The organism is Vibrio sp. Vb0888 (assembly GCF_033338835.1).
GTDB lineage: Bacteria > Pseudomonadota > Gammaproteobacteria > Enterobacterales > Vibrionaceae > Vibrio > Vibrio alginolyticus.
In genome coordinates this window covers 372,402-398,720 of the sequence record NZ_JAWOTL010000001.1, presented here as the reverse complement: position 1 = coordinate 398,720, position 26,319 = coordinate 372,402, and the positions used below count along the sequence as shown (strand labels likewise).

The window sequence follows — 26,319 nt, the reverse complement described above, 5'->3', positions numbered from 1 at the left end:
CAACATAAAAAAGGGGAGCGAGTTTGATTGTCCGCTTCCTTCCATTTTCTCCTTTCTTTTATTGCTTCTATCTGAAAAATGTATTGGATGCATGGTCGACTGCTATCTCATCGAACGGTATAAAAATGGATTCTATTTCTAATGTGAATGGTTAGTTCTATATTGCTTGTCATGTAAATGTATCAACTCACAACTAAGACGATCTTTTGTCTCACTAACGAGATCGTCATTCTTGGTGTGTAAAAAACATTCTTATTGGTCATATTGTAACCGAAAACTATTTCGGCATCTAAAGATGGTGATTTATTATTCAGCGCAAAATACATGGGAATATGAGGCTGACTGAATAACCTTCAGTTGTCTTAATAATAAATAATCAGAATTCTCAATTACACTGAAGTAACTACCCATTAGGGAAGAGCAATAATGTCACTATTTCATTCGCTTAGGACGATGCCGCTATTATTGGGGTGTCTGTGTTTTTCTGTTCAGGCCTCCACAGAAAAGGTGGAACAGGAAGGTAAGTTTTTACAGTCGTTAGAAGGCATCGAAAATCAAATTTACGCATTACCTCAGAGTTCTTTAGCTTTGATTGAAGCGTTAGAAGAAGAGTCTTTACTACAAAACCAACCAACAGCGCTGTTGGTGCGTTACTGGCTTGCCAAGGCCACGGTTTTAGAGCTGCTAGGGCGCGTAGAAGAGAGTCAGAGTGTCGTTCAAAAAGGATTGGAGCTTGTGCGTCCACAGAGCCATGAGTATCTCCTGTTTAAGTTGATTCAGATGCGAACTATGGTTGGAAAGAGCGATATCGATACCGCGCTTTCTGCGTTGGATAGCTTGTTGGAAACATCGCGTGAGAATGGTGATAAGCAACTTGAATCAGAAATCCTGTTGCTAAAAGGACGCTATTACGATGAGCAAGGTGAGTTTAAAAAATCCTATGCTGCACTTATGTCGTCCATGGATGCGGCTGAATCTTCAGGTGTTCACGGGCTGGTCGAACGTGCAGCACTAGAGCTAGGTGACGTACTTGTCAAAATTCAGGGTTACGACCGATCTGAGGCGCTTTTGGAACAAGCATATCGCTATTTTAGGGATAGGCGTATGTCGTTCAATGAGTTGTTGAGCGTTTTGACGATAGCGAAACTTCATAAAGCACAGTTCCAATACGAAGAGGCGATACCGTCATATCAGCGAGCGTTAAAGCTGGCTCAAATTATCGGTGATGGACGCTTTAGATTTCGAGTTAACCTTGAACTTGCAGCTTTATATCGCGAGACGAAACAAGAAAAGAAGATGGTTAACCACTTGAAGCTGGCGGAGAATTTACAGTACAGAGAAACGTCTAGCGCGTATTTGGCAACATTTAAGTTGTTACAAGCCGAATATATGTTAGAGCAGCAGCAATTTGAAATACTTTTAGCGATGATCGCACCAATGCTGCCGGAGATTATAGAGAGTCGATACGTCAAGCAACAGCAAATGGAGCTACTAAAAGTCGCCGCTATGGCCTATGCGGGAAGCAATGACTTTAAACTAGCATTCGAAACTTACGGTAACTATCACGATAAATTTATCCAATTTAGCAATCAAAGAGAAGTTGAAAATCTTGAGCGCCAGCAGACGTTATTTGAGTTGGAACGACTTGAATATGAGAACGAAGATCTCAACTGGAACAATGTTTTGCAGCGTATGGAGCTAGAAAATAACCGTCGTACTTTTTACTTATTGGGTGAAGCGCTACTTGCGCTCATCGGTGTTCTATTTTTGATGGCGGTAGTATTTCTCGTCGTCAATCGCTCGCGTTTGAGAATGCGTCGCCTCGCAAAGACAGACACATTGACAGGGTTGTTCAATCGCGGTTTTTTAGAGGACTGGTTCACTAAGCCAGTAGAAGTGAGGCGTGAGCGAAAAGAGAAACCGGTACCTCAATCTAAGCAAGAAAAAATACAACACTTTGTTTTTGAGCAAGTCGAGCAAGTTAAGTACGGTTATCTAGCTTTAAATAAATGGGTAGATAGCAAACTCGATAAACAGAAAATGGTGCCAAATAAACCACAATCGGGGCCAGTAACTTTAGCGTTAATCGATGTGGATTATTTCAAGCAGGTAAATGATACCTATGGGCATGTGTTTGGAGATACCGTACTAACGGGCGTTGCCAAAGTGTTGGAGGAAACTGTACGTGAGAACGACATTGTTGCTCGCTTTGGTGGTGAAGAGTTTGTTGTTGTTATGCCCAATACAGACCATGAAAACGCCCTTATTACTGCCGAACGTTTACGTAGCGCTTTATCCCTACATTGCTTTGTTACGGAACAGAAAGAAGAAGTGAGAGTGACCTGTAGTTTTGGAGTCGTTACCACTGAAGATAATGAGATGAGCTTTAAATCACTTTGCGATCAGGCCGATAAATTGCTTTATCAAGCGAAAGCGAACGGACGCAACTGCGTGAAAGGTCGCTCGCTAGCGTAACAGAAATCAAAAGTTCAGGCTCATCGCACGATGAATCTGAACTTATCCCTCCCATTTACTTTGATAGCCAAGTGACTTTGAGATCCTTGCTTCGAATATAAAACGCTGAATCTAAAATCTTAAAGTCACTTGGCGATATTACTTAAAAATGGCTTAAGGATATCGAATCGCATATTCATGGCGTTCAATATAACCTCTCTTTTTGCCTCCTTCACCTTCAAAGTGCGAATGCCACTTGTGTCTACAAAACTATAACAAACTAGTGTGTCTATTCTTTGTACAAACAAACCATGTACAGGTGAAATGATTAGTGGTCGATATAATTTTTTTGTGGCACAGATTTTTGTTGTTCAAAAATCAACTCGTTCATCATCGTTTTAAAAATGGATCTACATTTAAGTACTTGATTTTAATTGCTTTATTTGTTTGTTCTTAAACTGAAATCTAGTTATCCCGACAAGTTCTTACCGAGCAATTTTTCGTACACCCTCAACTTTTCATCCTTTTTTACTAACATTTTTCTTTAAAAATAATTTGAGTTCGAATTAATTTTCAGGCATTTTATATTTAACTAACCGTTCAATTAAAAATAACAGGGACGCAAAATGCCAAAGGTGGGGATGCCTGAAATCAGAAAACCGCAGCTTGTGAAAGCGACAATGTCAGTGATTGATAGAGTCGGTTTACACGCGGCGAGTATTTCGTTAATCAGCAAAGAAGCCGGTGTATCAACGGGGATTATCAACCACTATTTCGGTGGTAAGCACGGATTGCTGGAGGAAACGATGCGCGAAATCTTGCGTCAGCTTTCGTCCACTATCACACAGAAGTTACGTGAGCTGCCAAGTGATGCTCATCACCAAAGAATTAACGCCATCATTGATGGTAACTTTGTCGGCTATCAGGCAGAAAACCAAGTTGCTAAGACTTGGCTGGCGTTTTGGTCGTACTCAATGCATGACGAGCAGCTCAAGCGTTTGCAGCGTGTCAACGAACGACGTCTATTGTCCCATCTAAGAAAAGAACTCAAAGCATTATTAAATGCAGAGCAGGCTGAATTGGTTGCTCATGGTATTGCATCACTTATTGATGGAATTTGGCTGCGCGGAACGCTCAACCCGCACGGCATTGATGCAGAAAGAGCGAGAATCATCATCAACGATTATCTCGAAAAACAACTTACGTTTTATTCTGAAAAAATATAAAAGTTACAGGTCTTCAAAATGGAAATGAAAGCACACTATATCAATGGTGCGATGTACGACGGGTGTTCAGATGAACACTTCACCACTTACAATCCGGCGAATGGTGAGCCATTGGCCAATATTAAACAAGCGAACCAAGACGATCTTCAAGCAGCGATTGAATCGGCAAAAAAAGGTTTTGCTGCATGGTCGGCGATGACTGCGATTGAGCGCAGCCGTATTTTACACAAAGCCGTTGCCATTTTACGTGAGCGTAATGACGAGTTGGCTGCATTGGAAGTGGCAGATACTGGTAAGCCAATTCAAGAAGCTATCGCGGTTGATGTCACAACAGGTGCCGATGTTCTTGAGTACTATGCGGGACTTGCTCCAAGTCTACAAGGTGAACAGCAGCCACTCAGCGACGATCAGTTTTTCTATACACGTCGTGAGCCATTGGGCATTTGCGCCGGTATTGGTGCTTGGAATTATCCAATTCAAATTGCGATGTGGAAATCGGCGCCAGCACTGGCTGCGGGCAACGCAATGATCTTCAAGCCATCAGAAGAAACACCATTAACGGCGCTTAAGCTCGCCGAAATTTATTCAGAAGCGGGCATGCCAGATGGCGTATTTAATGTCGTGCAAGGGGATTACCGAGTAGGACAGATGCTAACGGCGCATCCTGATATCGCAAAAGTGTCATTCACGGGTGAGTCAGGCACCGGTAAAGTCGTCATGAGTGACAGCGCTAAGACACTAAAACAAGTAACGATGGAGCTTGGTGGTAAGTCTCCGCTGATTATTTTTGATGATGCGAAGTTAAACGATGCCGTTTCTGCGGCCATGGTGGCGAACTTCTACACCCAAGGTGAAGTTTGTACGCACGGTACACGCGTATTTGTCCATGAAGGTATTTATGATGACTTTATCGCACAACTTAAAGCCCGAACCGAGCTGTTAGTCGTCGGCGATCCGCTTGATGAGAACACGCAGATTGGCGCGCTAATCTCTAAAGATCATGAATCGAAAGTTTTAGGAGCGATTGAAGCCGCGAAAGCGAGTGGCGCGACGTTACTGACTGGCGGCTACAAAGTAACAGACAATGGTCTAGCTAATGGTAACTTTGTTGCTCCAACCGTATTTGTCGATTGCGATGATGACATGAGCCACGTTCAACAAGAAATCTTTGGCCCGGTAATGTCAGTCCTGAAATTCCGCGATGAGTCGGAAGTGATTGCGCGTGCAAATGGCACCGATTATGGCTTAGCGGCAGGTGTATTTACTCAAAACCTATCTCGTGCGCACCGTGTGATCCATCAAATTCAAGCGGGTATTTGTTGGGTGAACACATGGGGTGACTCACCTGCGGAAATGCCAGTTGGCGGCTACAAGCAATCAGGTGTTGGCCGTGAAAACGGAGTCGAAACCCTTAAGCACTACACACAAACGAAGAGTGTTCTTGTTCAGCTAAGCGACTTCGAAAGCCCTTACAAATGATACCAATCGTAGTAGATAACTGACCACTTTAGCTTGTTAAAATGCTCGATAACTACGTTGTCAATTTTGATTGTAGGTTAACTACTTATCAAAATTTCCGCCTTGTTCTCAAGCATTTTTCCTACGCTAATTTCGTTCACTTATCTACGGTGATTAGTATTAACTCCTAGGAGAATAAAAATGCAACAACACTACGATTACATCATCGTCGGTGCGGGTTCGGCCGGCTGTGTGTTAGCGGATCGCTTAAGTGAAAGTGGTCAAAATTCGGTCCTTTTACTCGAAGCGGGTGGGTCGGATAAAAGTATTTTTATCCAAATGCCAACAGCGCTTTCTTACCCGATGAACACTGAAAAATACGCGTGGCAGTTTGAGACGGTTGAAGAGCAAGGGTTGGATGGCCGTCAACTTCATTGCCCTCGCGGAAAAGTTCTGGGTGGTAGCTCATCCATCAACGGCATGGTTTACGTTCGCGGACACGCTTGTGACTTTGACCAGTGGGAAGAGGAAGGCGCGAAAGGCTGGAACTATCAGTCGTGTTTGCCTTATTTCCGTAAAGCAGAGTCTTGGATTGGTGGTGCTGATGAATATCGGGGCGATCACGGTCCAGTCGGCACATGTAACGGCAACGATATGAAGCTCAATCCACTGTACCAAGCTTTTATTGATGCAGGCAAAGAAGCGGGCTACCCAGAAACAAAAGATTACAACGGCTATCAGCAAGAGGGCTTTGGCCCAATGCATATGACGGTCGACAAAGGCGTACGCGCTTCGACCTCTAATGCATACTTAAGCCGCGCTAAAAAACGTAAAAACTTCACCCTAATGAAGAGGGTGACGGTTCATCGAGTTTTATTAGAAGAAACTGGTGCAGAAGGTAAGAAAGCGGTAGGCGTTGAATTTGAAAAGTCAGGTTCAATTCAGCAATGTTTTGCGAATAATGAAGTGATTTCGAGTGCGGGTTCGGTTGGCTCCGTTCAGCTGTTGCAGCTTTCAGGCATTGGCCCTAAGGCAGTACTAGAAAAAGCGGGCATTGAGGTGAAACACTCGTTGGAGGGAGTAGGTAAAAACCTGCAAGATCACTTAGAAGTGTACTTCCAATATCACTGTAAACAACCTATCACGCTCAACAGCAAATTAGGTTTGGTGAGCAAGGGCTTGATTGGCACTGAGTGGATATTAACTCGCAAAGGCCTTGGTGCGACTAACCACTTTGAATCGTGTGCATTTATCCGCTCTCGAGAAGGGCTAAAGTGGCCAAATATTCAATATCATTTCTTGCCAGCGGCAATGCGTTATGACGGGCAAGCTGCTTTTGATGGTCATGGTTTCCAAGTGCACGTTGGACCTAACAAGCCAGAAAGTCGCGGGTCGGTCGAAGTTGTCTCTGCGAATCCGAATGATAAGCCGAAGATTGAGTTTAACTACATTTCCACTGAACAAGATAAGCAGGATTGGCGTGATTGTATTCGCCTTACTCGCGAGATCCTCAATCAGCCAGCCATGGATGAGTTTCGTGGGGATGAGATCCAACCCGGTCTGAACATCACAACGGATGAACAGATTGATGAATGGGTGAAGCAAAACGTCGAGAGTGCTTACCATCCATCTTGTACCTGCAAAATGGGCGCAGATAATGACCCATTAGCCGTCTTAAATGAGCGATGCCAAGTACGCGGTATTCAAGGCTTGCGTGTGGTGGACTCTTCTATTTTCCCAACCATTCCGAACGGTAATTTAAATGCGCCAACGATTATGGTGGCAGAACGCGCCGCGGACATGATTTTGGATAACGCCCTAGAAACGTCGAACAACGTACCAGTTTGGATTGCACCGGACTGGCAAGAGATGCAACGAATGCATCCGCCAAAAAGAGATCTCGATTCGATCTCATAAAATGAAAAAGTCAGTAATCATTACAAGGAATTCAACATGTCTAAGATGACAAAAAGCTTCTCAACAATTGCACTAAGTACTTTAGCAACAGGCGCTTACGCCAACCAATGTGAAACGGTTCGTTTCGCAGATGTAGGTTGGACTGACATCACAGCGACCACTGCCGTTACATCAGAGTTACTTAAAGGGTTGGGGTACAAAACGAAGACTGATCTTCTGTCTGTGCCTGTAACTTACTCCTCTATGGCTAATGGCGATATCGACATTTTCTTAGGTAACTGGATGCCAACGATGGAAGGTGATATCGCGAAATACCGTGATGCAGGTACTGTTGCAACCGTACGCGCGAACCTCGTTGGCGCAAAGTACACGCTAGCGGTTCCAAAATACGTTTATGACGCAGGCGTAACCAACTTCGCTGACCTAGTAAAACATGCCGACAAATTTAAAGACCGCATTTACGGCATTGAACCTGGAAACGATGGCAACCGCTTAATTCAGTCAATGATTGATAGTAACGCATTCGGCCTAAAAGATTTCAGCCTAGTTGAGTCCAGTGAAGCTGGCATGGTGTCTCAAGTATCACGTGCCGCACGCCGCAATCAATGGATTGTGTACCTAGGTTGGGCGCCGCACCCAATGAATAGTAACGTTGAAATGGAATATCTAGCGGGTGGTGATGACTTCTTCGGTCCTAACTACGGCGGCGCGAACGTCTACACAAACGTACGTAAAAATTACCTCGCTGAGTGTCCAAATGTAGGTCAGCTAGTGAAAAATCTAGAGTTTAACCTAGAAATGGAAAATGAACTGATGGAAGCGATTCTTAACCAGAAACAGAAGCCATCAAAAGCAGCGCAAGCATGGTTGAATGCAAACCAAGAGCAAATTGAAGCGTGGCTAGAGGGCGTGAAAACGGTAGATGGCCAAGATGCGCTAACAGCTATTACAAACTACTTAAAAACAAACGCTTAATAAGCAGTATTTGAGCTCGTTTTTTTAAAAGAAAGTGGGCAGAGTTTTGCCCGCTTCATTAACACAAAGGTTTTATTTTGAATTTTATTACGGACAACAAACTACCGTTGGGCCAATGGATGGAAACTGGCGTCGATTGGTTAACCATCAATGCATCGGGTTTTTTCGATGCAATCTCTATTACACTTGAAACGATCATTCTTTTCGTGGTGGACATTTTTAAATGGATGCCACCTGCAGCGCCAATCATTATGACGGCGGCAATTGCTTGGTTCTTACATCGCAGCATTCCTCTTGTCGTATTTATCGTGTTGGCCTTACTCGCAATTCTCAACCTTGGTTACTGGCAAGAAATGCTGGAAACCTTTGTCCTTGTGTTTGCAGCGACAACGATTTCCGTATTAATTGGCGTGCCGTTGGGCATTATGGCGGCGCACCGTCCTTGGTTATACACCTTGTTGCGGCCAATACTCGATTTGATGCAGACCGTACCGACATTCGTTTACCTAATTCCAACCTTGGTTCTGTTTGGCTTAGGTATTGTCCCTGGTCTAATCTCGACCATCATTTTCGCTATCGCTGCGCCAATTCGATTGACGTACCTCGGCATTATTAAAGTGCCGGAGGAGCTACTTGAAGCGGGTAAAGCATTTGGTGCCAGCCGCATGAAGCTACTGTTTAAGGTGGAGTTACCTGCGGCATTGCCAAGTATTATGGCTGGCGTTACGCAATGTATTATGTTGTCTTTGTCTATGGTTGTCATTGCGGCGCTTGTTGGTGCTGATGGGCTTGGTAAGCCAGTCGTACGTGCACTGAATACGGTAAACATTTCACAAGGTTTTGAAGCGGGTTTAGCGATTGTACTCGTTGCCATCATTCTTGATCGCTTGTGTAAAGCACCAAACCAGAAGGAGGCATAATCATGGACGCTATTACTATTAAAAATCTTGATGTCGTTTTTGGTCAGCAACAAGCACAGGCGCTAGCACTACTAGATCAAGGGAAGTCTCGACAAGAAATCATTGATGAAACTGGCCAAGTGGTTGGGGTTGATAATGTTTCGCTGAACGTGAAACAGGGTGAGATCTGTGTCTTGATGGGGCTTTCGGGCTCGGGTAAATCAAGTTTGCTGCGAACGGTTAACGGATTGAACGATATTTCTCGTGGCTCTCTGAAAATCAAAGATGGCGACGATATGGTTGAGCTCTCTAACTGTGACGAACAGAAGCTGCGCCACCTTCGTACGCACCGCGTGTCCATGGTGTTTCAGAAGTTTGCATTGATGCCATGGTTAACGGTGTTAGACAATGTAGCGTTTGGTCTAGAGATGCAAGGCATTGGTAAAGCTGAGCGCCGTAAAAAAGCGCGTGAACAGCTCGAAATGGTCGGTTTGTCTGAGTGGGAAACGAAATTCCCGCACGAGCTCTCTGGTGGTATGCAGCAGCGTGTTGGCCTAGCGCGAGCGTTCGCGATGGACACAGATATCTTGTTAATGGATGAGCCGTTTTCAGCGCTTGACCCATTGATTCGTGCTCAGCTTCAAGATGAATTGATTCTGCTGCAAGAAAAGCTAAACAAAACCATTCTTTTTGTGAGTCACGACTTGGATGAGGCGCTTAAAATCGGCAACAACATCGCCATTATGGAATCAGGAAAGCTGATTCAACATGGCAAGCCAGAACAGATCATTCTTGCTCCAGAAAACGATTATGTGGCGGACTTTGTTGCTCACACTAATCCATTAAATGTGCTGAAGGGACGTTCCTTAATGCGTGACGATTTGGTTCGCGAAGATACGCGTGTTCTGATTTGCCCTGATAAAGATATTTGGGTGATACAAGAGAGCAAGGGGTTAAGTTTAGCGGATAAAGGTAAATCGTTGATTCAATGGAAGAGCGATTCTTCGAACCTTGATGAAGTTAATGAAAACTCTCTGGTTCAGGTTAGCCCAGAAATCAGTATGCGAGAAGCGATTGAACTTAAACAGCGCAGCAATCAGCCTCTGCTTATGGTTGAAGATAATAATCTGGTTGGTGTGTTAAGCGACAATGAGCTTTACGATGCATTGCTTGGTAATTTTAAGTCAGAGCAAGTTGCGTAACGTTGACGCAGAACCAAGTAAAAAAGAGCCGCACATTAATGCGGCTCTTTTTAGTTTAAACAATGAGTTAAGTCGCTAAGCTAAGACAATGGTCGACTATAGAGTCGTAATTACCTCATCCATTGCAAGGCGTGCTTTTGGAAGACCATGATTGTAATCTTCCCCATCTTTATGGTAGCCAATCGCCAGCGCAACTTCACAAATATGGCCCTCGAGCTCTTCTTTAAACTCTTCTCCAATCAGAGCCGGATCGACACCTTCCATCGGTGTTGAATCAATGCCTAGTCGTGCCAATGTGTGTAGTAGGTTGCCTAGTGCCAAATAGACTTGTGCTTTTGTCCAGTTTCCGTTGAAGCCATTTTCGTCCGTATTTGCATCGGCAAAAGCGTAAGCACCCATAAAGTTGTTGTACATCTCCGCTGGCAAGTGGCCAGATGTTACTTCTGCATCCACACGCTTCGCAAATTTCTCTTTAGTAAATTTAGGATCGTAAGCAAACAGAATCGTATGTGATGCGGCTTTCGCGTGTGGTTGGTTAAACTGATGCATATTTGCAAACGTATTGTGGAAACGTTGCTTCGCTTCATCACTTTCAATAACGATGAATTTCCATGGTTGTGAATTGATAGAAGACGCCGACAAACGCAGTGCTTCTTTGATTATCGCCATGTCTTCTTGAGAAACGCGCTTGGTTTCATCATATTTTTTTGCAGTGTAACGGCTATTTAGATCGGTAATGATTTGATGGGACACGTTTATATCCTCTTTATGTGATGACAGATGAGGATGCACTAGCATCGACAACCATGCGTACCTCGAATATGGGGTCATGATAATGGATATTTTTTCATTGATAAGAGGGTGTTTATTTAAATCACTTTTTACTTTTTGTTGAAAATCGATGTGGGTTGATCGGTTTGAAACTTAAAAGTCCTTATTTGGAAGCTTTTATTTGATATTAAATTAAACTCATATTAAGGCGTAGGGGAAAGCAACATGAACGTGATTGAAGTTTTTAATGATAGCTATGAACGTTGTACTTCAGATCAGGAGTTTTTCGACTTGTTCTACAAAAATTTATGGTCGAAAAGCGCCAACTTTAGACAGAAGTTTGATGGTATAGACATGCACCAACAAGTGAGAATGCTTAGAGGGTCTATCGTATTTTTTATGATGGCAGATACCTCGACCGAAGCGCACAAAATGGTGGAAAAGTATGGGAAAAAGCATGCAAGTGCAGATATTGGTATAGAGCCGCAGGATTTTGATGTTTGGCTTGAGAGTTTGTTAGAAACGGTTCGACAGTGTGATTCCGGGTACGATGCCGATGTTGAAACCGCTTGGCGAACATGCTTTAAAACGGGCTTAGAAGTAATGAAACAAGAATGTGATAAAGAAGATGGGCACTTCCTTAAAGCGAGTACCAAATAAGGAAGTAACGTGAGTGGTCGTTACTTCCTAGGGTCAGAACCTTACTTATCTTGTGTCTCTTTATTCTTTTTCACCGCTTCGGCGATATCACTGACAGCTTCGACAAGATTGATCGGCATTGGAAAAATAATAGTGGATGTTTTGTCTGTAGTGATTTCAGTGAGTGTCTGCATGTAACGTAATTGCAGTGCATTCGGTGCTTCGTTGAGCATTTGCGCTGCTTCTTTTAATTTATTTGAAGCCTCTAACTCACCAGTAGCGTGAATGATCTTCGCCCTACGGTTACGTTCTGCTTCTGCCTGACGGGCTAGGGCTCTGACCATGCTGTCATTTAAATCAACATGTTTGACTTCAACCGTAGCAATCTTGATTCCCCAGTCATCAGTCTGTTGATCGAGAATGGATTGTAAATCCTTATTGAGGCGTTCTCGCTCTGATAGCAATTCATCGAGTTCATGCTGACCCAATACCGAGCGCAGCGTGGTTTGTGCTAGCTGGCTGGTAGCATCGCTGTAGCTTTCAATATTGTTAATCGCCATTTGAGGATCGACTACGCGAAAATAAACGACTGCGTTGACGCGCACAGAAACGTTATCTTTGGTAATTAAATCTTGTGTCGGCACATCCAAAACGACAGTACGTAAATCAACCCTCACCATTTGCTGAATAAATGGGATAAGGATGATCAAACCAGGTCCTTTGACTTCTTGAAATCGACCAAGAAAGAACACAACCCCACGTTCGTATTCTCTCAAAACCTTGAACATTTGGGTCGCTAGTGCGAACAGCAGCACCACGATCACCGCAACGGTATAGAGCATCATAAAGCGCCTCCTATTTATTTTGGCGGTCATCAGGCATCACAGTTAAGGTCAGCCCTTTAACATTAACAATGGTGACGTGATCACCTTGTTTGAATTGTTGATGGTCTTTGGCTTTAGCTCGCCATAACGCACCGTTGAGTTGAACGCGTCCTTCGCCATCGATAAAGTCATCGCTTACCACGGCGACCTTCCCAGGGTATGTCTCTAAACCCGTCGTTACACGCCGGCGACGAATTTTAAGCAGCAGGCCGACAGTCAGCACGATTAGAGCTACGGAAAATATGGCAATACCAAAAATCAAAGGAAGGGCGACCTGGAATCCTGGTAACTCACTGTCCATGAGAAATATTGAACCGAGAACAAAGGCGACAACGCCGCCTAAGCCCAAAATACCAAAGCTCGGGCTGAATGCTTCCGCTATCATTAGTGCAATACCGAGTAACAGCAGACCAAGACCTGCGTAGTTGACGGGCATCATTTGTAGTGCGTACATGGCAAGAAGCAGACAAATCCCACCTAGCACACCGGGTAAGCCAATTCCTGGGTTGTAAAATTCAAGAAGTAAACCGTAGATGCCGATGAGCATTAGAATGTAGGCAACGTTTGGATTGGTGATAACGGCTAACATTTCTGCTCGCCAATCTGGCGTTCTTTCAACCCATGTTGGATTTTCAAGTGACAATGTCACAGTGCGATTGTTTACTTTAACAGTTTGCCCATCTATGGCTTTGACTAAGTCCTCTGGCGAATTGGCGATGTAATCGATCACGTTTAATTCTAATGCTTCTGTTGCATCCAAGCTCGCCGCCTCGCTTACTGCTTTCTCTGCCCATTCTGCATTTCGTCCATGAAGTTTTGCTAAGCCTTTAATGTAGGCTTTGGCGTCGTTAATTACCTTTTTCTCCATTGCGGTTTTAGCGGGAACTTTTTCTGAGCTTTCGTTGGTTCCTTCTGGCGTTTCTTCCGCGTTTTGATCTTTGCCATCATCCGATGAAGGAGGTTGAGGCGCACCACCTAACGCGACGGGCGTTGCAGCTCCGAGGTTTGTCGCTTCAGCCATGGCGGCTACGTGACTAGCGAGCAAGATGTATGTTCCGGCACTGGCGGATCTAGAACCAGATGGGCCGACCCAAGTCGCAATGGGAGTCGAGGAGGTGGTAATCGCGTGAATAATATCTCGCATTGCGCTATCTAAGCCGCCTGGTGTGTCCATCTCTAAGATCACTAAACTGACACCGTTTAGTTGAGCTTCTTCTATTTCACGAGATAAATAGTCGCTAGTAGCAGGCCCTATAGCGCCTTTGACAGGAACAATCCAAACGGTATTCGCCAGTGCTTGACTGGCAATCAAGAGTAAAGGTAAGAACCATATCCATAGTCGTTTCATGCAGTCCTCCTTGTGTGGTCACAGGGACTTTTTGAAATCCTAATTCAAGTATATCCAAATAACTTAGAGATGCTTGAGTATAGGTTCTAATGAATAAGTTGCCGAGGCTAATTAGGAGACTACTTTTTTATATATAAACGCTGTGTGAGATAGTAAACTAAAGCAAATTATTGGTAATTGTGATGTTTATGTTTATTGTTCAGCGTTTGATTAAGTTGGCCGTTATCTGTGCCGTATTCTTTACTATTTTCGATCTGATCTCGTATGGAGAGGTGACTTGGTTTCAACGGTTTTTGGCTTTTCTACACTAAACTCAGATTTCAATACGTTAGCTACTCATAAGGCGATAGGTTTCTTCCTATTCGCCTTATTACTCCCTCTTCAACCAAAGCCTTAAACAAAGCAATACTTAACTCGTTTTTTCAACTTCCTGTCGGTGGAAAAAACGCCAAAATGCAACTAAATTCATATCAATAACAAGTTTAAGGTATGTAGTTGATGAGGCAATTCAGCGCAATCGCACTAGCTGTTGTAACACTCATTTTGAGCCAAACAACAACCGCAAGAAACGCGAAGATGTTAGGTGATATCTCCCTAGTTCAGCCCATACAGGGTGATCCTAATGTGGATATTAAGCTAGCGAGAATTGGCTGGCATCTCTTCCGCGATCCTCAATTATCGTCAAATGGTAATGTCAGCTGCGCGACATGCCACAATCTGCAAACCAATGGCGCTGAAAATACACCAGTCTCTACGGGGGTGAAAGGTGATGGAATTAGAAATTCTATAACAGTGTTTAATGCGGCGTTAAATTATCGTTTTTTATGGGATGGAACGGAAAACACCTTGATGGCTCAGATTGATGGTCCAATCCATAATCCAATGGAAATGGACTCAAACTGGCAAACAATAGAGCAATATGTAAAAGAGAGTGAACATTATCAAGCGCTATTTAGTCGTGACGATGAATTGCCGATTAACGTTCATAATATCAAGTCCGCTATTGTGGAGTTTGTTGAAGGGCTGCAGACGCCTGGCGCACCATTCGATGCTTACTTATTGGGTTACACGCATGTACTGAGTGAACAGCAAATCAGAGGTTGGAAAACATTTCAGACTTCAGGTTGTGTGCAGTGTCATCAGGGCAAAAATATCGGCGGAGCGATGATCCAAAGGTTCGCCTATTTCAAGGATAAGCCAGTAGTAGAGGACTCGGGCCGGCAACTCGTTACGATAGAAGATGAAGAGCGATTCTATTTTAGAGTAGCCAGTTTACGCAATGTCGCGCTAACGAGTCCTTATTTTCATAATGGGCAAGTCGATAAGTTATCCGACGCGATACAAATCATGGCTAAAACCCAGCTCGGTATAACGATGAACGATGAGAATGTCGCGGACATTGAAGCATTCTTGCAGTCGTTGACAGCACCTAGACCCATAATTTTAGAGGTGTTGGAAAATGAATAAATTCAAACTGATCAACTTTTGCTTTTTTATTGGGATACTGACGTGCTGCACACTGGCGTATATGTCGTATATGAATTCAAAAAACGCTCAAGAATTTCATGCAGGGCTAATGAATATCGGACATGAGTTGATTGAAGAGCGTGATGTTATCGTGAACCGATATGCCGTTGAAGATAGGAAAAACTATGAGTTAACAACATCTTTAGTAGAGATAGAAATCGCAGCACAGGCACTGTTGGAATCATCAAAGGCATCAGTTTGGTTTCCCGTGACACCCAATCGTATAAAAGTTAGGGATACGCTTGAACAGTTTAAGGAGCGAGTGCTTCAAACAACGTTGAAGCTTGATATGTTAATTGGTGTTCAGGTAGAAAATCGGTATGCATTACTCATGTTGTTCAATTTATATCAGCAAGAGGTTTCTACCGAGAGCGGTCAATCATTGGGTGGCAGTCGTTATTTTGAATTTCTCAACCAGTTGCTTCTAACACAAACTGAAGTTGAGAGTGAAAAAGAAGCGAACTTCCTTAAACGGCTTCAAACGAGTGATAAAAGAATTGAATTGCTGACGAATGAACTGCTTGATCACACTTATATTGAGTTTGTCGAAAGCTCAGAGCATCGGTTACTCAATATTGCTCAAAGTGAGGCGCGTTTTACGTGGTTGTTTGTATTTATCGCGGTGATGTTTCTAGTTAGCGCGTTTGTTTATCAGTCACATCACCGAATGCATAACTTAAAACAGTTGAATCTTGAAATTGAAGAGGCGAGAAACAAAGCCGAGCGAGCGGCAAAAGCGAAATCAAATTTTCTCGCTGCAATGAGTCACGAACTAAGGACGCCGATGAATGGTGTACTAGGGCTTTCTCAAATGATTGCAGAAGAGACCAAAGAGCCGACGACGAAAGAGCATATTAGGGTTATTCTTGATTCTGGCCAGCATCTGATGACTATCCTCAACGATATTTTGGATTTTTCTAAAGTTGAAGAAAACAAACTGGAATTTGAGCAAGCTAAGTTTAAGCTCGATCAAGTGCTTTCTCCGGTGTGTAGCGCAATAAAACCACTTGTTGATGAAAAAAATATCGAGTTAATCTTGGAAAACGAGGTTTCTGAATATACTGAATTTACTGGAGATTGTGCGCGTTTACGACAGATCTTGTTTAATCTCGCCGGTAACGCGGTGAAGTTTACCAATGAAGGGCATGTGCTGGTTAGAACTGAGTTAGATGAATCGAATCAGTTGTTGGTCATGCGCGTGAGCGACACCGGTATTGGTATTGCGCCAGACAAGCACGAGCATATTTTTAACTCGTTTGAGCAAGCAGACTCATCAACGACTCGAAGGTTCGGCGGAACAGGGCTTGGGTTAGCCATCGTCAAAAAACTAACCGATTTGATGGGTGGCCATATTACTCTGAAGAGTATAGAAGGCGTTGGAAGTCAATTTATCGTTGAGTTGCCGATTCCTTGGGTAGAATCTGCTCCGAAAAAGCAGCAAGAAGCACCGAAACCTCGCGCAAAATCACACCATTTCAAGATACTACTTGCTGATGATAACCGTGTGAATGCCATTGTGGCAAAAGGGTTTTGCGAAAAGCTTGGGCATGAAGTGGATGTTGCAGAAAATGGATTAATCGCGGTTAAAAAGGCGAAAGAGAACGAGTACGACCTGATCTTGATGGACAACCATATGCCCGAGATGAATGGCGTTGAGGCGACACGCGTTATCCGACAAGAGTTAGGTATCAAGACATTACTCTTTGCGTACACGGCAGACGTATTTCGTGAAGCTCACGATAGCTTTATCGAAGCAGGAGCAGACCATGTGCTTACGAAACCGCTACAGCATGAGAGCTTTTCAGACGCTCTCAAACAGTTTGCCGCCAGACTCGAACCGAAACAGAATCCGCCACTAACGAGTGACAGCAATGTGCTTCAATTGCAACGTAAGCCAATCGAGAACTTAAGGTTAACAGAGGAAGAACTCTCCCGTTCAGGCATGTTTACTTCTTTACGAGATGAGCCAGAAGCGCTCGACGAGTTGCTAAAAAGCATTATTGTCGATTTTGAGACTTCTGTTGATGAACTTATTGAATACTTTATGGCTGAAGACTTTGCTTCATTAGAGCTGACGTTGCACAAAACGAAAGGGATGGCACTGAACCTAAGTTTACCTATTTTGGCGAGCCAAACGGAGGCCCTGGAAACTCAACTTAAAGCCAACCAAAGTCCCGAGATTGAGCAGTTGCAGATGCTGATCAATCGGTTACAGGTCAACATCCATCAGTCTCATAGACTTTTGGATGATATCCAGAAGAACAATGCCGATCCTCAACAGATTTTATAGTCCCTGTGAGTGCGATGCTTTCCTTAACTCATTTTGTTGTGGTTTACTGTGGCAAGGACGGATAGTGTTGATTCGTCGTCGGAAAATCAGGGAGTTAGAATGAGTAAGCATTCCGCTTTAATCAAATGGCATCGTAAAGCTGGCGAAGAGTTTAGTGATAATAAGTATAGTAGGGCACACATTTGGCAATTTGATGGAGGGTTGCAAGTCCCAGCATCTCCATCTCCCCACGTAGTACCATTACCACTATCCGTAGAAGAAAATGTTGATCCAGAAGAAGCGTTTGTCGCGGCACTTTCTAGTTGTCATATGCTCGTTTTCTTGTCTATTGCAGCAAAGCGGCGTTACGTTGTGGACAGTTACTTAGATGAAGCGGTAGGGGAGCTTGAAAAAGGCGAAAACGGAAAAGAGTGGGTATCAAAGGTAACGTTAAACCCTAAGATAACATTTTCAGGTGAAAAACAACCGACACCATCTCAATTAGAAAAACTGCACCACATGGCCCATGAGAATTGCTTTATCGCCAACTCCGTTAAAACAGAAGTGACAACGCTTATTGCGAATTAAGTGGAGCTCTTTATCAAAAAGCGCGGCCTATTGCGGAGTTATATTAAGCCAGCAGTCATCCTGCTGGCTCGTTCATCTAGACGACACCTTGCTCAATCATTGCATCAGCGACTTTTCTAAAGCCTGCAATGTTGGCGCCTAAAACTAAATTTCCAGGTTGGCCAAACTCTTTACTGGTTTCGTTTGCATTGATGAAAATATTTTTCATGATGGTTTGCAACTGACTATCCACTTGTTCAAACGTCCAGTTTTGCATGCTGGCGTTTTGCGCCATTTCAAGTTGACTGGTTGCAACGCCGCCTGCATTGGCTGCTTTGGCAGGCCCATAAGCTATGTCCGAGTCCACGATAATATTGGCAGCATCACGGGTGGTTGGCATGTTCGCCCCTTCACTAATCAAAATACATCCGTTTTCGATAAGAGCCAGTGCGTCGTCTGACGTTAATTCATTTTGAGTCGCACAAGGGAAGGCAGCATCAGCCTGATATCGCCAAACAGCATGTCCTTCATTAGGATAGTCGCCCTCTGGTGTGTATTCTGCTTCAGGGTAAGTTTCTAAATATTCTTCTAAGCTTGCTCTTTTCACTTCTTTCAGTTGTTTTAGGAGCTTAAGATCAATACCGTGCTCATGATAGATCGTACCTCGAGAGTCGCTGCATGTAACCGGCGTTGCTCCCATATGGTACAGTTTTTCAATGGCGTAGATAGCCACGTTGCCAGCACCAGAAACGAGGCAAGTTTTCCCTTTCAATGAATCGTTGCGGTCGTTGAGCATGCATTCTGCAAAATAGACGGCGCCATATCCTGTCGCTTCTTTTCTGGCGAGTGATCCACCCCAAAGAAGACTCTTGCCTGTAAGCACACCTTCGTAGCGCCCCGTCAATCGTTTGTATTGACCAAACATATAGCCAATTTCGCGCGCCCCGACGCCGATATCGCCTGCGGGAACATCGGTGGTAGGACCGATGTGACGGTACAACTCGTTCATAAATGATTGGCAAAATCGCATGATCTCGCCGTCGGATTTTCCTTTAGGATCGAAGTTTGAACCGCCTTTGCCGCCACCGATAGGAAGGCCAGTCAGTGCGTTTTTAAAGATTTGCTCAAAGCCGAGAAATTTTATGATGCTCGCATTGACTGAGTGATGGAATCTCAATCCTCCTTTGTACGGCCCCAAAGCAGAGTTGAATTCAACTCGATAACCTTTGTTTACTTGTACATTTCCAGCATCATCAACCCAAGGAACTCGAAACATGATTTGACGTTCTGGCTCGACGATCCTCTGGATAATCGCTTGTTCCTTATATTTATTATTGCCTTCTATTACCGGCGCGAGAGAAGTTAATACTTCTTCTACCGCTTGGTAAAATTCTTTTTGCGCAGGGCTACTGTGTTGCAACGCAACAATAGTATCGTGTATGTATGACATAGATTTCTTCCTTGATGTGAATAAGCAATCAGTTTATATGAATTTATTTCCATTAAATAGTGATTTTGACCAAGATTCAATGGTTGTAGTGGTCTTTCCTGCGGATGAGAATGTGCAGCTTCTAACCCAGGCAGTGTTGGTTGAGATAGGTAGGGCGAGCTAAGTAAGCGGGTGGTTGAGTGATCAGTTTCACATATAACAAGCAGAAATCACTTTAGTCGATGTTGTTGTGCAGTTACGCAAATTGTTTATGTTAACGTCATGTTAAAGTTTTGGTGTGTGATAACTTGTGAAAAGACAACTATATGGATGAGCTTAAGGTTCTGAACTCGTTTATTCAGCAGAATGGTCTACCAGCGTTTGGCCACCTTGATAGAATTCCAACATCGTTACAGCTAGATAAATTTACTTACCTCGATGAGATGGATAAGCCAGTGTCTAAGTGGCGCCGTTACCGCGATTATAAGCAGTTTCAGTTCGTCAATTTGGTCACACCTGATTACGTCATTGGAGTAGCGATTGCTGATATACGGTATTTAGCATCCGGCTTTTGCTACCTGTTTGATATTAAAAAGAATAAGTTGATTGAGCAACAATGGTTGAAACCTTTTAATATAGGTTATCAAACTCAGCCTTCCAGTTGGTGCAGTCTTGCCCATCTTGCTAACAAAAGAATTCAGTTTTCTATTAAGGATGGTATTTGGCACGTCCACTTTGTGACAGAGTCAGTCAATGCGGATCTCTATTTACGTCCAGAAAACATGAGTTTGCCATTAATGTTGTGTACGCCAACAGGTTATGCGGGTTGGACATATACTCAGAAGCACAATGCGTTAGCAGTAGACGGTAACTTGTTCATATTAGGAAAAGAGCAAGATCTTTCAGAGGTGGCTGCTGGTTACGATTTTTCCGCTGGGTACATGCGGCGAGAAACAAGTTGGCGCTGGGCGAGTATCAATTGCTTTGAGGATGACAGGCGTCTGGGGTTGAACTTGGCAGCTGGCGTTAATGAAACTGGCTATTGCGAAAATGTATTGTGGATTAATGGTCAGCGTCACTTTTTGCAACCTGTGCAGTTTCAGTTTTCACGAAGTGATGAAGGGCAAAAGTGGCATATTACGTCTGAAGATAAACGAGTTAACTTACAGTTCACGCCTTTGAATCGACGCTCAGAGAAGAAAAATTTTTGGCTTCTCAAAAGTAACTTTCGTCAGTACATCGGTTATTTCTCTGGCTATATTATCGATGGAAATGGCATCAAACATCAGTTAGAAGAAGTTATGGGTCTTACTGAAGATCACTATGCAAAATGGTAGAAACACAATGGATTGGACGCAGTTGATGGACCGCCCAGAATTACTTCTGATGATTCTGGCTCCAGTTTTCTTTTTCTGCATGCTTGCCGAATATTGGTTCGGACAAAGAAGGGGACGCTTGCCTGAAAGCGCGACGTATTACTTCCCTGAAGTAGCGTGTAATTTTGTTCTTGCGGGCTTACACCAAGCGACAGACATACTCACGGGTTTACTGATTGCTCAGTTGTATTTGTGGTGGTTCGATTGGCGTTTGTTTGATATCGAAATGAGCGTCTCAGCTTTTCTTTTACTTGTTGTCCTGCAAGATTTTTTCTATTACTGGTTTCATCGGGCTAGCCATCGTATTCGTTGGATGTGGGCCGCGCACGTTGTTCATCACAGTTCGGAAAGAATGAACTTCAGTACCGCCTTTCGTCAAAGTTTAATGTATCCGCTAGCGGGGATGTGGATTTTTTGGTTGCCCTTGGTGATTATTGGTTTTGAGCCAAAATGGGTTGTCTTCGTTGTGTTGTTTAATCTGGGCTTACAGTTTTTTGTTCACACCCAATCAATTCGTTCGCTCGGGCCACTAGAGTGGGTATTTAACACGCCGTCTCATCATCGCGTTCATCATGGTGTGAACCGTCAGTACATCGACAAAAATTATGCGGGTGTATTAATTATTTGGGATCGAATGTTCGGAACGTTTGAACCAGAGGTGGAAACGGTTCGGTATGGGGTTTCTAAACCTGTAAACAGCTTTAATCCCATCCGCGTGACGTTTGCAGAATGGAAAGACATGTTTTATGACGTAACTCGACCAAACTTATCATGGAAACAACGCTGCCGCCGTTTGTTCGCTCCGCCATCGGATTTTTATGAGTAAATTGAGATAAAGAGATTGGAGCGGGCAGCGGGAATCGAACCCGCATCATCAGCTTGGAAGGCTGAGGTAATAGCCATTATACGATGCCCGCGCATCGATAGGACTCAGTTAATATGCCACACTGGACGAAAAAGAAAAGTCTTTTCTCATCAAATGTTTGTCAGTTGCCTAAAAAAGTAGCGGACTGATGTTAAAGTGTTCATTGTCTCTGGTTTTTTGTGGCACTCGCGATTCCGCTACTAAGCCTAGGGGCTTCCAATTAGGTCGTAAACACCGAATTCTTAGGTGTTTAGATGTTGATGATATTCAAGATTTTCTGTGTAAAGGTTAATCTCGTTTATTGAACAGTCACGTTTCATGGTCAAGACTAGATATTGAAATGATTACTTTTTACTGTTGATGCGTATGTATAACACAGGGTAATTCTGCTGAAACAGTCAGCTTAACCAAAGGAGATTTAACATGATGAGAGGTTTGATATTAGGGCTGGTGGTGATGCTGGTATCTGCTTGTACTACCGTTACAACCGATGTAGATAAACAAGCCGACTTTTCAGCTTACAGAACGTTTGACTTCGGTGCTCAGGCGGAAGCTCCTACCAGTATTGATGGTCGACGTATTGAGCAAGGGCTTGCTGAACAGCTTGAGAGTAAGGGTTTAATTAAGGTAAATAGTGGCGGTGACCTTTACGTACATCATGATATCGTAGAAGAATCCGAGCTTGTTTCTTCAGGATCGTCGGTGAGCTTTGGCTATGGCTGGAATAGCTTTGGTGTGATCACTTCAAGCCCAGAAAGATATAAAGAACGTAAGTATGGGAAGTTGGTGGTTGAACTAGTTGATGCAAAGGCTAATCAAGTCGTTTGGAAAGGCGTTTCAAGTCGTAAACTGTCTGAGTCAATGAGCTCTGAGAAAAGAGAATCTCTCATCCAAGAAGAAATCGCGAAGATGTTTGAAAGCTACCCTTACGGTGAAAAATAATTAGTATTCTTAACGATTAAGAATACTAATTGCCAATAGTTACGCACAGGGTTAAAAGAACTTATTATTTTGGTTTTGGTTACCTTTGTGCGTACGACCCTGATTGCTTTACTCGGACTACTTTTCTGCTTGTTGGCTCCGAGCATGAGCCTGGCGCACTCACACCCAAATTTTCTTTCCTTTCATAACCAGAATATTGCTGTTGACGCTAAGTCGAAGCACTTTTCAGAACATCCTATCTCTCCAATACAACAAGACTATCCGAGTTTAAACAGCCGGAATGTATTGAGGGTTAGCCATGCTAAGGAAATGAGCTCGAACGACGATGTAGAACCCGAATGGTTTGAAATGCTTGATGTAGCATGGTGGGCGCATCGTTCGGCAATTTACTCGATGAAGCGGCTAAAACGCATCGGCAATGAGGCTTTAGGTTGTTGTATTGAAAGTATTTTTACTCACTTTAAATACAGAATCGGAGTGAGAAAAGAATCGAATTTCATATACCGCTTTATACATGCTCGCTAACACACTCCATGTTTTTGCAACTTTTGGTTAATTATGCTTAGGAGCGGTTTATGTTTGATTCGATAATTCAGGTCTTGAGTGCCTTTTGGCATCAAGATTTCACGGCGTTAATGGCGCGAAGCAGTGCAGGTTTGGTTTATTTTGTTGTTGCTGTGATTATCTTTTTGGAAAGTGGCTTTATTCCTGCAGCACCTTTCCCATGCGACAGTGTCGTCGTATTATCCGGTACGCTGGCGGCGGTTGGCGTCCTTGACCCAATTATGATCATGTTGGTGATAGCTGTTAGTGCGGGATTGGGAAGTTGGGCGGCTTATGTACAAGGCAAGTGGCTAAATCGCTTACCTAAGGTCCAAGGCTGGGTGAGTGCGGTTCCTCAAAAGCGCCTGGAACAAGTCGACGTATTACTCAGTAAACATGGATTGATTGCGCTTTTTTGTGCGCGGTTTATTCCGGTTGTTCGCTCCCTATTGCCATTAATGATGGGGTTGCGAGTGAAACGTATTAGTAAATTCCATTACTTTGCGTGGTTGAGTGCGATTTTATGGACGCTGGTATTATGCGGTTTTGGTTCATTACTTCCTTTGTTACCAGAAAATATGAGCAAAGCGATCACAATGCTATTAATGGCGGCACCAATAATTACTCTTGTGATTGGGGTGCTTAGTTTCTTGTTTGTTAAAGCACGTCGAGCGTTCTGTAAACCCAAGGATGTGTCAGAGTTTTCCCAGTAAGTTTACTTTGATTTGCACTTTTAAGCTTGTATGCAGATTAGACATCTAATCGACAGGTTTTTGTCAGTAAAAAGAAAGGCGCAATGTATGCGCCTTTCTTTTTGAGTGTCGTTAGGGTTTCGAATTTAATAGCCAATGCTATATAAGTATTCGCCAACTTCTTTGCACTGAGACTTGTAGATGTTCTCTACTTCAGACTCATTCTTATCTGCTGCTTTAAATTCGAGTTCGGCAGACGATAGCTGGTCAAAGCTGTAGTCTCTCTCAGACATTAAGTAGTGTCTGAACATCGCTCTGTGTTCCGGAACTGCAATACGTGCGTTAGAAACGTTGGCACACTCTAACAGAGTGTCGTTACTCATTTCTTCTGGCTTAGTTTCTGTGTTTGCTAAGGTTGAGCCCGCTGCAAATAGCAATGCTAGTGCGATGGTTGTAGCGATTCTTGTCATTATATGGACCTCAAATTGGTTCTAGTAACAATGAGCATATTGGTTCTTATCGTTACATTTTCGTGTTCTCTGTATGTCATAAAAAGTTAAACAACAGAGAAGGCGTTGCGACCATGAGTAAAGACGTACATTAAGTTCGCTTCCTTTCTTCCTGAGAGGCGATAAAGAGAGCGTTGACTCATGAGTCCGCCATAACTGTCTAGAGGTAAGCGAGATGCTTGTTTTGCCAACTCCAGTAGTGGTGGAGAAGAGAAAGCAATAAGTAAAAAATAATCAGGAGTAAAATCTGATGATAAAACGCCATCAGTAGCTGATGTTCGGCGACAGGAGACAAGCCCGAACAACTCGCGCTTTATATGTAGGTAGTAACTTTCTGAACCCCAAGAGCTCAGAGAAGCTGAGGTATGAAAATCAGTGTGTGCTAGTTCAAAATCGTCTTGTTGAGAGAGTTTAAGTAAGCGCTCGGAAGTGTAATGTTTGGTGTGGTGCCACTCATGCGCATATGAAGCTGTGATGAGCCCTGAGAGCAGGGACAAAGAAAGCATCAATAATATATGGTGTAGATAACGCAAGAAGTAACCCTAAACATATAAAGCCACAGATACCCACCATGATTAAGGAATCTTAGTGGAACTATGATAACGATGAAAGCCAGTGTCTGATGAACTCAGCGTATACTAACGAGATGGAAGGGGGATGAACAGAGTTTTCTGATCGCACTTAGGTATATCAGCGAATAACACAATAGTTTTCGCTTTCGAGTAAGCGAAAATGGAAAGAGAGTCGTTGCACAAGTACGATTAAGCTAACAGGATTATTACTGGGGAAGAAATAGAATCTTCTTTTTTCTTCCCCATATGTGTCGCATCGATATTATGCGCTTGCGTAAATAACGCTGCCGCCTTTTATAGTGTCAATGATCTCGCGAGACAACTTCTCTGGCAAAGCAGGGCAACCCCAACTGCGTCCGAGGTATCCATTCTTCTTGATGAAGGAAGGGTTTGCGTAATCGGCACCGTGCACGACAATGTAACGCTCGCGAGCTTTGTCGTTTAATCCAGAGCTTAGCCCATCTAATCGAAGTGAATAGCCATTTGAGCCGTAGTAAGTGGTATCAGTCAAAAAAGTGCCCAATGATGTTTTTCGCGAGTTTACGACATTTGAAAACTGTGTCGCTGTTTTCTTTCCGCTGTTCACGCCGTGAGAAACATACGTATTGTAGATTAGCTTCTTTTTATCTAAATCAACCACATAAAAACGCTTTTCAGTTGATGGTTTACTATAGTCGATGATCGTTAGTACCGACTTCTTTCTATCGGGTGTCTTCTGATAAGCGATGTAAGCGTCACTGAACAACTTAAAGTCTACTATGCCATCTAGCTTGGCTTGTTTAAACACATGTTCAACTTGCTTTGGTCGTAAATGATCCCTGGGTTCGTTATCTGATTGTTTTGCAAAAGCAAAAGGTGAGACAGACAACAGCGCACATGTAAATAATAAAATTAACTTTTTCATCTTGGCTAAATAAAACTCTATGGTGTTACAAATTTACCGATTGCTTCATGCATTCGTTAAAACAACATGCACATCAATATAATTCTATTCCCAATGTTTCTTATTGCACGCTTAGGTGCTTGATATTGGGTTGACGATAAGTTTTCGAGTTAAAAACTAACTAATTGAAACTTATAAAAAATATGAAGTTTAACGATGATTTCTATAAACTTCGGAGTAAATAATATCTGATATATGTAATTAATAAAACTGTGTTTAAGGATATTTGTGAAGTTGCTAATTTATAAAAACGGCGTTTTATTTTTCGTACTTTAGAAACTCTTTTTATTTCAATGTGTTTTCTTTTTCTAC

General features: G+C 43.2%; 23 protein-coding genes and 1 tRNA gene. 16 read left to right on the top strand and 8 right to left on the bottom strand.

The window, feature by feature from the left end; all coding sequences use genetic code 11:
* The first annotated feature begins 453 nt into the window (after positions 1 to 453).
* From R7P72_RS01760 to choV, 7 genes are all read left to right on the top strand, one after another.
* Positions 454 to 2,475 carry a diguanylate cyclase gene (locus R7P72_RS01760; RefSeq protein WP_411912895.1) on the top strand — a complete coding sequence of 674 codons (2,022 nt, stop codon included), beginning with the start codon at positions 454 to 456 and terminating at the stop codon, positions 2,473 to 2,475.
* Positions 2,476 to 3,080: 605 nt separating this feature from the next.
* The gene (gene betI, locus R7P72_RS01755; RefSeq protein ID WP_031778820.1) at positions 3,081 to 3,680 is read left to right on the top strand and encodes a transcriptional regulator BetI; all 600 of its coding nucleotides are present in this window, start codon (positions 3,081 to 3,083) and stop codon (positions 3,678 to 3,680) included.
* A gap of 18 nt (positions 3,681 to 3,698) precedes the next feature.
* Entirely contained in the window at positions 3,699 to 5,159 is a 1,461-nt protein-coding gene (betB, locus tag R7P72_RS01750; RefSeq protein ID WP_025767886.1) for a betaine-aldehyde dehydrogenase, read from the top strand.
* 180 nt (positions 5,160 to 5,339) lie between these two features.
* Positions 5,340 to 7,055 carry a choline dehydrogenase gene (gene betA, locus R7P72_RS01745; protein ID WP_005373209.1) on the top strand — a complete coding sequence of 572 codons (1,716 nt, stop codon included), beginning with the start codon at positions 5,340 to 5,342 and terminating at the stop codon, positions 7,053 to 7,055.
* A gap of 36 nt (positions 7,056 to 7,091) precedes the next feature.
* Positions 7,092 to 8,030, top strand: coding sequence for a choline ABC transporter substrate-binding protein (locus R7P72_RS01740; RefSeq protein WP_213907006.1), 939 nt, complete (start codon positions 7,092 to 7,094; stop codon positions 8,028 to 8,030).
* 77 nt (positions 8,031 to 8,107) lie between these two features.
* Positions 8,108 to 8,950: a choline ABC transporter permease subunit gene (gene choW / locus R7P72_RS01735; RefSeq protein ID WP_005392552.1), complete on the top strand. Its 843-nt coding sequence runs from the start codon at positions 8,108 to 8,110 to the stop codon at positions 8,948 to 8,950.
* Between the two features lie 2 nt (positions 8,951 to 8,952).
* The gene (gene choV, locus R7P72_RS01730) at positions 8,953 to 10,131 is read left to right on the top strand and encodes a choline ABC transporter ATP-binding protein (protein WP_005373202.1); all 1,179 of its coding nucleotides are present in this window, start codon (positions 8,953 to 8,955) and stop codon (positions 10,129 to 10,131) included.
* A 96-nt stretch (positions 10,132 to 10,227) separates the two neighbouring features.
* Here the strand turns inward: choV and R7P72_RS01725 are convergent, their stop codons facing one another.
* Positions 10,228 to 10,884, bottom strand: a complete 657-nt coding sequence (locus R7P72_RS01725) for a nitroreductase family protein (RefSeq protein WP_005373200.1) — start codon at positions 10,882 to 10,884, stop codon at positions 10,228 to 10,230.
* 243 nt (positions 10,885 to 11,127) lie between these two features.
* On the opposite strand from R7P72_RS01725, the gene R7P72_RS01720 reads away from it, so the two are divergent.
* Positions 11,128 to 11,562: a globin gene (locus R7P72_RS01720; protein ID WP_005373198.1), complete on the top strand. Its 435-nt coding sequence runs from the start codon at positions 11,128 to 11,130 to the stop codon at positions 11,560 to 11,562.
* Between the two features lie 41 nt (positions 11,563 to 11,603).
* Here the strand turns inward: R7P72_RS01720 and R7P72_RS01715 are convergent, their stop codons facing one another.
* Together R7P72_RS01715 and R7P72_RS01710 are read right to left on the bottom strand one after the other, a co-directional pair.
* Positions 11,604 to 12,386: a slipin family protein gene (locus tag R7P72_RS01715; protein WP_005373196.1), complete on the bottom strand. Its 783-nt coding sequence runs from the start codon at positions 12,384 to 12,386 to the stop codon at positions 11,604 to 11,606.
* A 10-nt stretch (positions 12,387 to 12,396) separates the two neighbouring features.
* The gene (locus R7P72_RS01710) at positions 12,397 to 13,773 is read right to left on the bottom strand and encodes an NfeD family protein (protein WP_213907007.1); all 1,377 of its coding nucleotides are present in this window, start codon (positions 13,771 to 13,773) and stop codon (positions 12,397 to 12,399) included.
* 498 nt (positions 13,774 to 14,271) lie between these two features.
* On the opposite strand from R7P72_RS01710, the gene R7P72_RS01705 reads away from it, so the two are divergent.
* The 3 genes from R7P72_RS01705 (at position 14,272) to R7P72_RS01695 (ending at position 18,157) form a co-directional block, all read left to right on the top strand.
* Positions 14,272 to 15,240 (top strand): cytochrome-c peroxidase, encoded by a 969-nt coding sequence (locus R7P72_RS01705; RefSeq protein WP_005373180.1) that lies wholly within the window; start codon positions 14,272 to 14,274, stop codon positions 15,238 to 15,240.
* Complete coding sequence (locus tag R7P72_RS01700) at positions 15,233 to 17,590, top strand: ATP-binding protein (protein WP_005373178.1); 2,358 nt, start codon at positions 15,233 to 15,235, stop codon at positions 17,588 to 17,590. The genes R7P72_RS01705 and R7P72_RS01700 overlap by 8 nt, the downstream gene beginning before the upstream one ends.
* Before the next feature lie 99 nt (positions 17,591 to 17,689).
* A complete protein-coding gene (locus R7P72_RS01695; protein ID WP_005373176.1) occupies positions 17,690 to 18,157 on the top strand; it encodes an OsmC family protein in 468 nt (155 codons plus the stop codon).
* A gap of 76 nt (positions 18,158 to 18,233) precedes the next feature.
* Here R7P72_RS01695 and gdhA read toward each other — a convergent pair whose 3' ends face one another.
* On the bottom strand, positions 18,234 to 19,586 hold the full coding sequence (gene gdhA, locus R7P72_RS01690; RefSeq protein WP_005373174.1) for an NADP-specific glutamate dehydrogenase: 1,353 nt from the start codon (positions 19,584 to 19,586) through the stop codon (positions 18,234 to 18,236).
* Between the two features lie 305 nt (positions 19,587 to 19,891).
* On the opposite strand from gdhA, the gene R7P72_RS01685 reads away from it, so the two are divergent.
* Together R7P72_RS01685 and R7P72_RS01680 are read left to right on the top strand one after the other, a co-directional pair.
* Positions 19,892 to 20,902, top strand: coding sequence for a DUF2804 domain-containing protein (locus R7P72_RS01685; protein ID WP_005373170.1), 1,011 nt, complete (start codon positions 19,892 to 19,894; stop codon positions 20,900 to 20,902).
* A 7-nt stretch (positions 20,903 to 20,909) separates the two neighbouring features.
* Complete coding sequence (locus R7P72_RS01680; protein ID WP_005373167.1) at positions 20,910 to 21,767, top strand: sterol desaturase family protein; 858 nt, start codon at positions 20,910 to 20,912, stop codon at positions 21,765 to 21,767.
* 16 nt (positions 21,768 to 21,783) lie between these two features.
* Here R7P72_RS01680 and R7P72_RS01675 read toward each other — a convergent pair.
* A tRNA-Gly gene (locus R7P72_RS01675) sits at positions 21,784 to 21,858 on the bottom strand.
* Positions 21,859 to 22,229: 371 nt separating this feature from the next.
* On the opposite strand from R7P72_RS01675, the gene R7P72_RS01670 reads away from it, so the two are divergent.
* From R7P72_RS01670 to R7P72_RS01660, 3 genes are all read left to right on the top strand, one after another.
* Positions 22,230 to 22,748 carry a DUF4136 domain-containing protein gene (locus R7P72_RS01670; protein ID WP_005373165.1) on the top strand — a complete coding sequence of 173 codons (519 nt, stop codon included), beginning with the start codon at positions 22,230 to 22,232 and terminating at the stop codon, positions 22,746 to 22,748.
* A gap of 144 nt (positions 22,749 to 22,892) precedes the next feature.
* Positions 22,893 to 23,273: a hypothetical protein gene (locus R7P72_RS01665; RefSeq protein ID WP_242014579.1), complete on the top strand. Its 381-nt coding sequence runs from the start codon at positions 22,893 to 22,895 to the stop codon at positions 23,271 to 23,273.
* Between the two features lie 50 nt (positions 23,274 to 23,323).
* Positions 23,324 to 24,004: a DedA family protein gene (locus R7P72_RS01660; protein ID WP_005373161.1), complete on the top strand. Its 681-nt coding sequence runs from the start codon at positions 23,324 to 23,326 to the stop codon at positions 24,002 to 24,004.
* Positions 24,005 to 24,129: 125 nt separating this feature from the next.
* On the opposite strand, the gene R7P72_RS01655 is transcribed toward R7P72_RS01660, so the two are convergent.
* The 3 genes from R7P72_RS01655 to R7P72_RS01645 all read right to left on the bottom strand — a co-directional run bounded on the left by R7P72_RS01655 (position 24,130) and on the right by R7P72_RS01645 (position 25,968).
* Complete coding sequence (locus R7P72_RS01655; protein WP_005373158.1) at positions 24,130 to 24,453, bottom strand: hypothetical protein; 324 nt, start codon at positions 24,451 to 24,453, stop codon at positions 24,130 to 24,132.
* An 86-nt stretch (positions 24,454 to 24,539) separates the two neighbouring features.
* Entirely contained in the window at positions 24,540 to 24,998 is a 459-nt protein-coding gene (locus R7P72_RS01650) for a hypothetical protein (protein WP_005373156.1), read from the bottom strand.
* A gap of 328 nt (positions 24,999 to 25,326) precedes the next feature.
* Positions 25,327 to 25,968 carry a murein L,D-transpeptidase catalytic domain family protein gene (locus R7P72_RS01645; RefSeq protein WP_005373154.1) on the bottom strand — a complete coding sequence of 214 codons (642 nt, stop codon included), beginning with the start codon at positions 25,966 to 25,968 and terminating at the stop codon, positions 25,327 to 25,329.
* Positions 25,969 to 26,319: the final 351 nt, after the last annotated feature.

Excerpts from the sequence above, each read along its gene's own strand:
- R7P72_RS01650 (WP_005373156.1), bottom strand. The coding sequence starts at position 24,998 with ATGCTTTCTTTGTCCCTGCTCTCAGGGCTCATCACAGCTTCATATGCG.
- betB (WP_025767886.1), top strand. The coding sequence starts at position 3,699 with ATGGAAATGAAAGCACACTATATCAATGGTGCGATGTACGACGGGTGT.
- R7P72_RS01680 (WP_005373167.1), top strand. The coding sequence starts at position 20,910 with ATGGATTGGACGCAGTTGATGGACCGCCCAGAATTACTTCTGATGATT.
- R7P72_RS01705 (WP_005373180.1), top strand. The coding sequence starts at position 14,272 with ATGAGGCAATTCAGCGCAATCGCACTAGCTGTTGTAACACTCATTTTG.
- R7P72_RS01665 (WP_242014579.1), top strand. The coding sequence starts at position 22,893 with ATGAGCCTGGCGCACTCACACCCAAATTTTCTTTCCTTTCATAACCAG.
- R7P72_RS01660 (WP_005373161.1), top strand. The coding sequence starts at position 23,324 with ATGTTTGATTCGATAATTCAGGTCTTGAGTGCCTTTTGGCATCAAGAT.
- R7P72_RS01700 (WP_005373178.1), top strand. The coding sequence starts at position 15,233 with ATGAATAAATTCAAACTGATCAACTTTTGCTTTTTTATTGGGATACTG.
- choV (WP_005373202.1), top strand. The coding sequence starts at position 8,953 with ATGGACGCTATTACTATTAAAAATCTTGATGTCGTTTTTGGTCAGCAA.
- R7P72_RS01645 (WP_005373154.1), bottom strand. The coding sequence starts at position 25,968 with ATGAAAAAGTTAATTTTATTATTTACATGTGCGCTGTTGTCTGTCTCA.
- R7P72_RS01715 (WP_005373196.1), bottom strand. The coding sequence starts at position 12,386 with ATGATGCTCTATACCGTTGCGGTGATCGTGGTGCTGCTGTTCGCACTA.
- R7P72_RS01685 (WP_005373170.1), top strand. The coding sequence starts at position 19,892 with ATGGATGAGCTTAAGGTTCTGAACTCGTTTATTCAGCAGAATGGTCTA.
- betA (WP_005373209.1), top strand. The coding sequence starts at position 5,340 with ATGCAACAACACTACGATTACATCATCGTCGGTGCGGGTTCGGCCGGC.
- R7P72_RS01710 (WP_213907007.1), bottom strand. The coding sequence starts at position 13,773 with ATGAAACGACTATGGATATGGTTCTTACCTTTACTCTTGATTGCCAGT.
- R7P72_RS01655 (WP_005373158.1), bottom strand. The coding sequence starts at position 24,453 with ATGACAAGAATCGCTACAACCATCGCACTAGCATTGCTATTTGCAGCG.
- gdhA (WP_005373174.1), bottom strand. The coding sequence starts at position 19,586 with ATGTCATACATACACGATACTATTGTTGCGTTGCAACACAGTAGCCCT.
- R7P72_RS01760 (WP_411912895.1), top strand. The coding sequence starts at position 454 with ATGCCGCTATTATTGGGGTGTCTGTGTTTTTCTGTTCAGGCCTCCACA.
- R7P72_RS01695 (WP_005373176.1), top strand. The coding sequence starts at position 17,690 with ATGAGTAAGCATTCCGCTTTAATCAAATGGCATCGTAAAGCTGGCGAA.
- R7P72_RS01670 (WP_005373165.1), top strand. The coding sequence starts at position 22,230 with ATGATGAGAGGTTTGATATTAGGGCTGGTGGTGATGCTGGTATCTGCT.
- R7P72_RS01740 (WP_213907006.1), top strand. The coding sequence starts at position 7,092 with ATGTCTAAGATGACAAAAAGCTTCTCAACAATTGCACTAAGTACTTTA.
- R7P72_RS01720 (WP_005373198.1), top strand. The coding sequence starts at position 11,128 with ATGAACGTGATTGAAGTTTTTAATGATAGCTATGAACGTTGTACTTCA.
- betI (WP_031778820.1), top strand. The coding sequence starts at position 3,081 with ATGCCAAAGGTGGGGATGCCTGAAATCAGAAAACCGCAGCTTGTGAAA.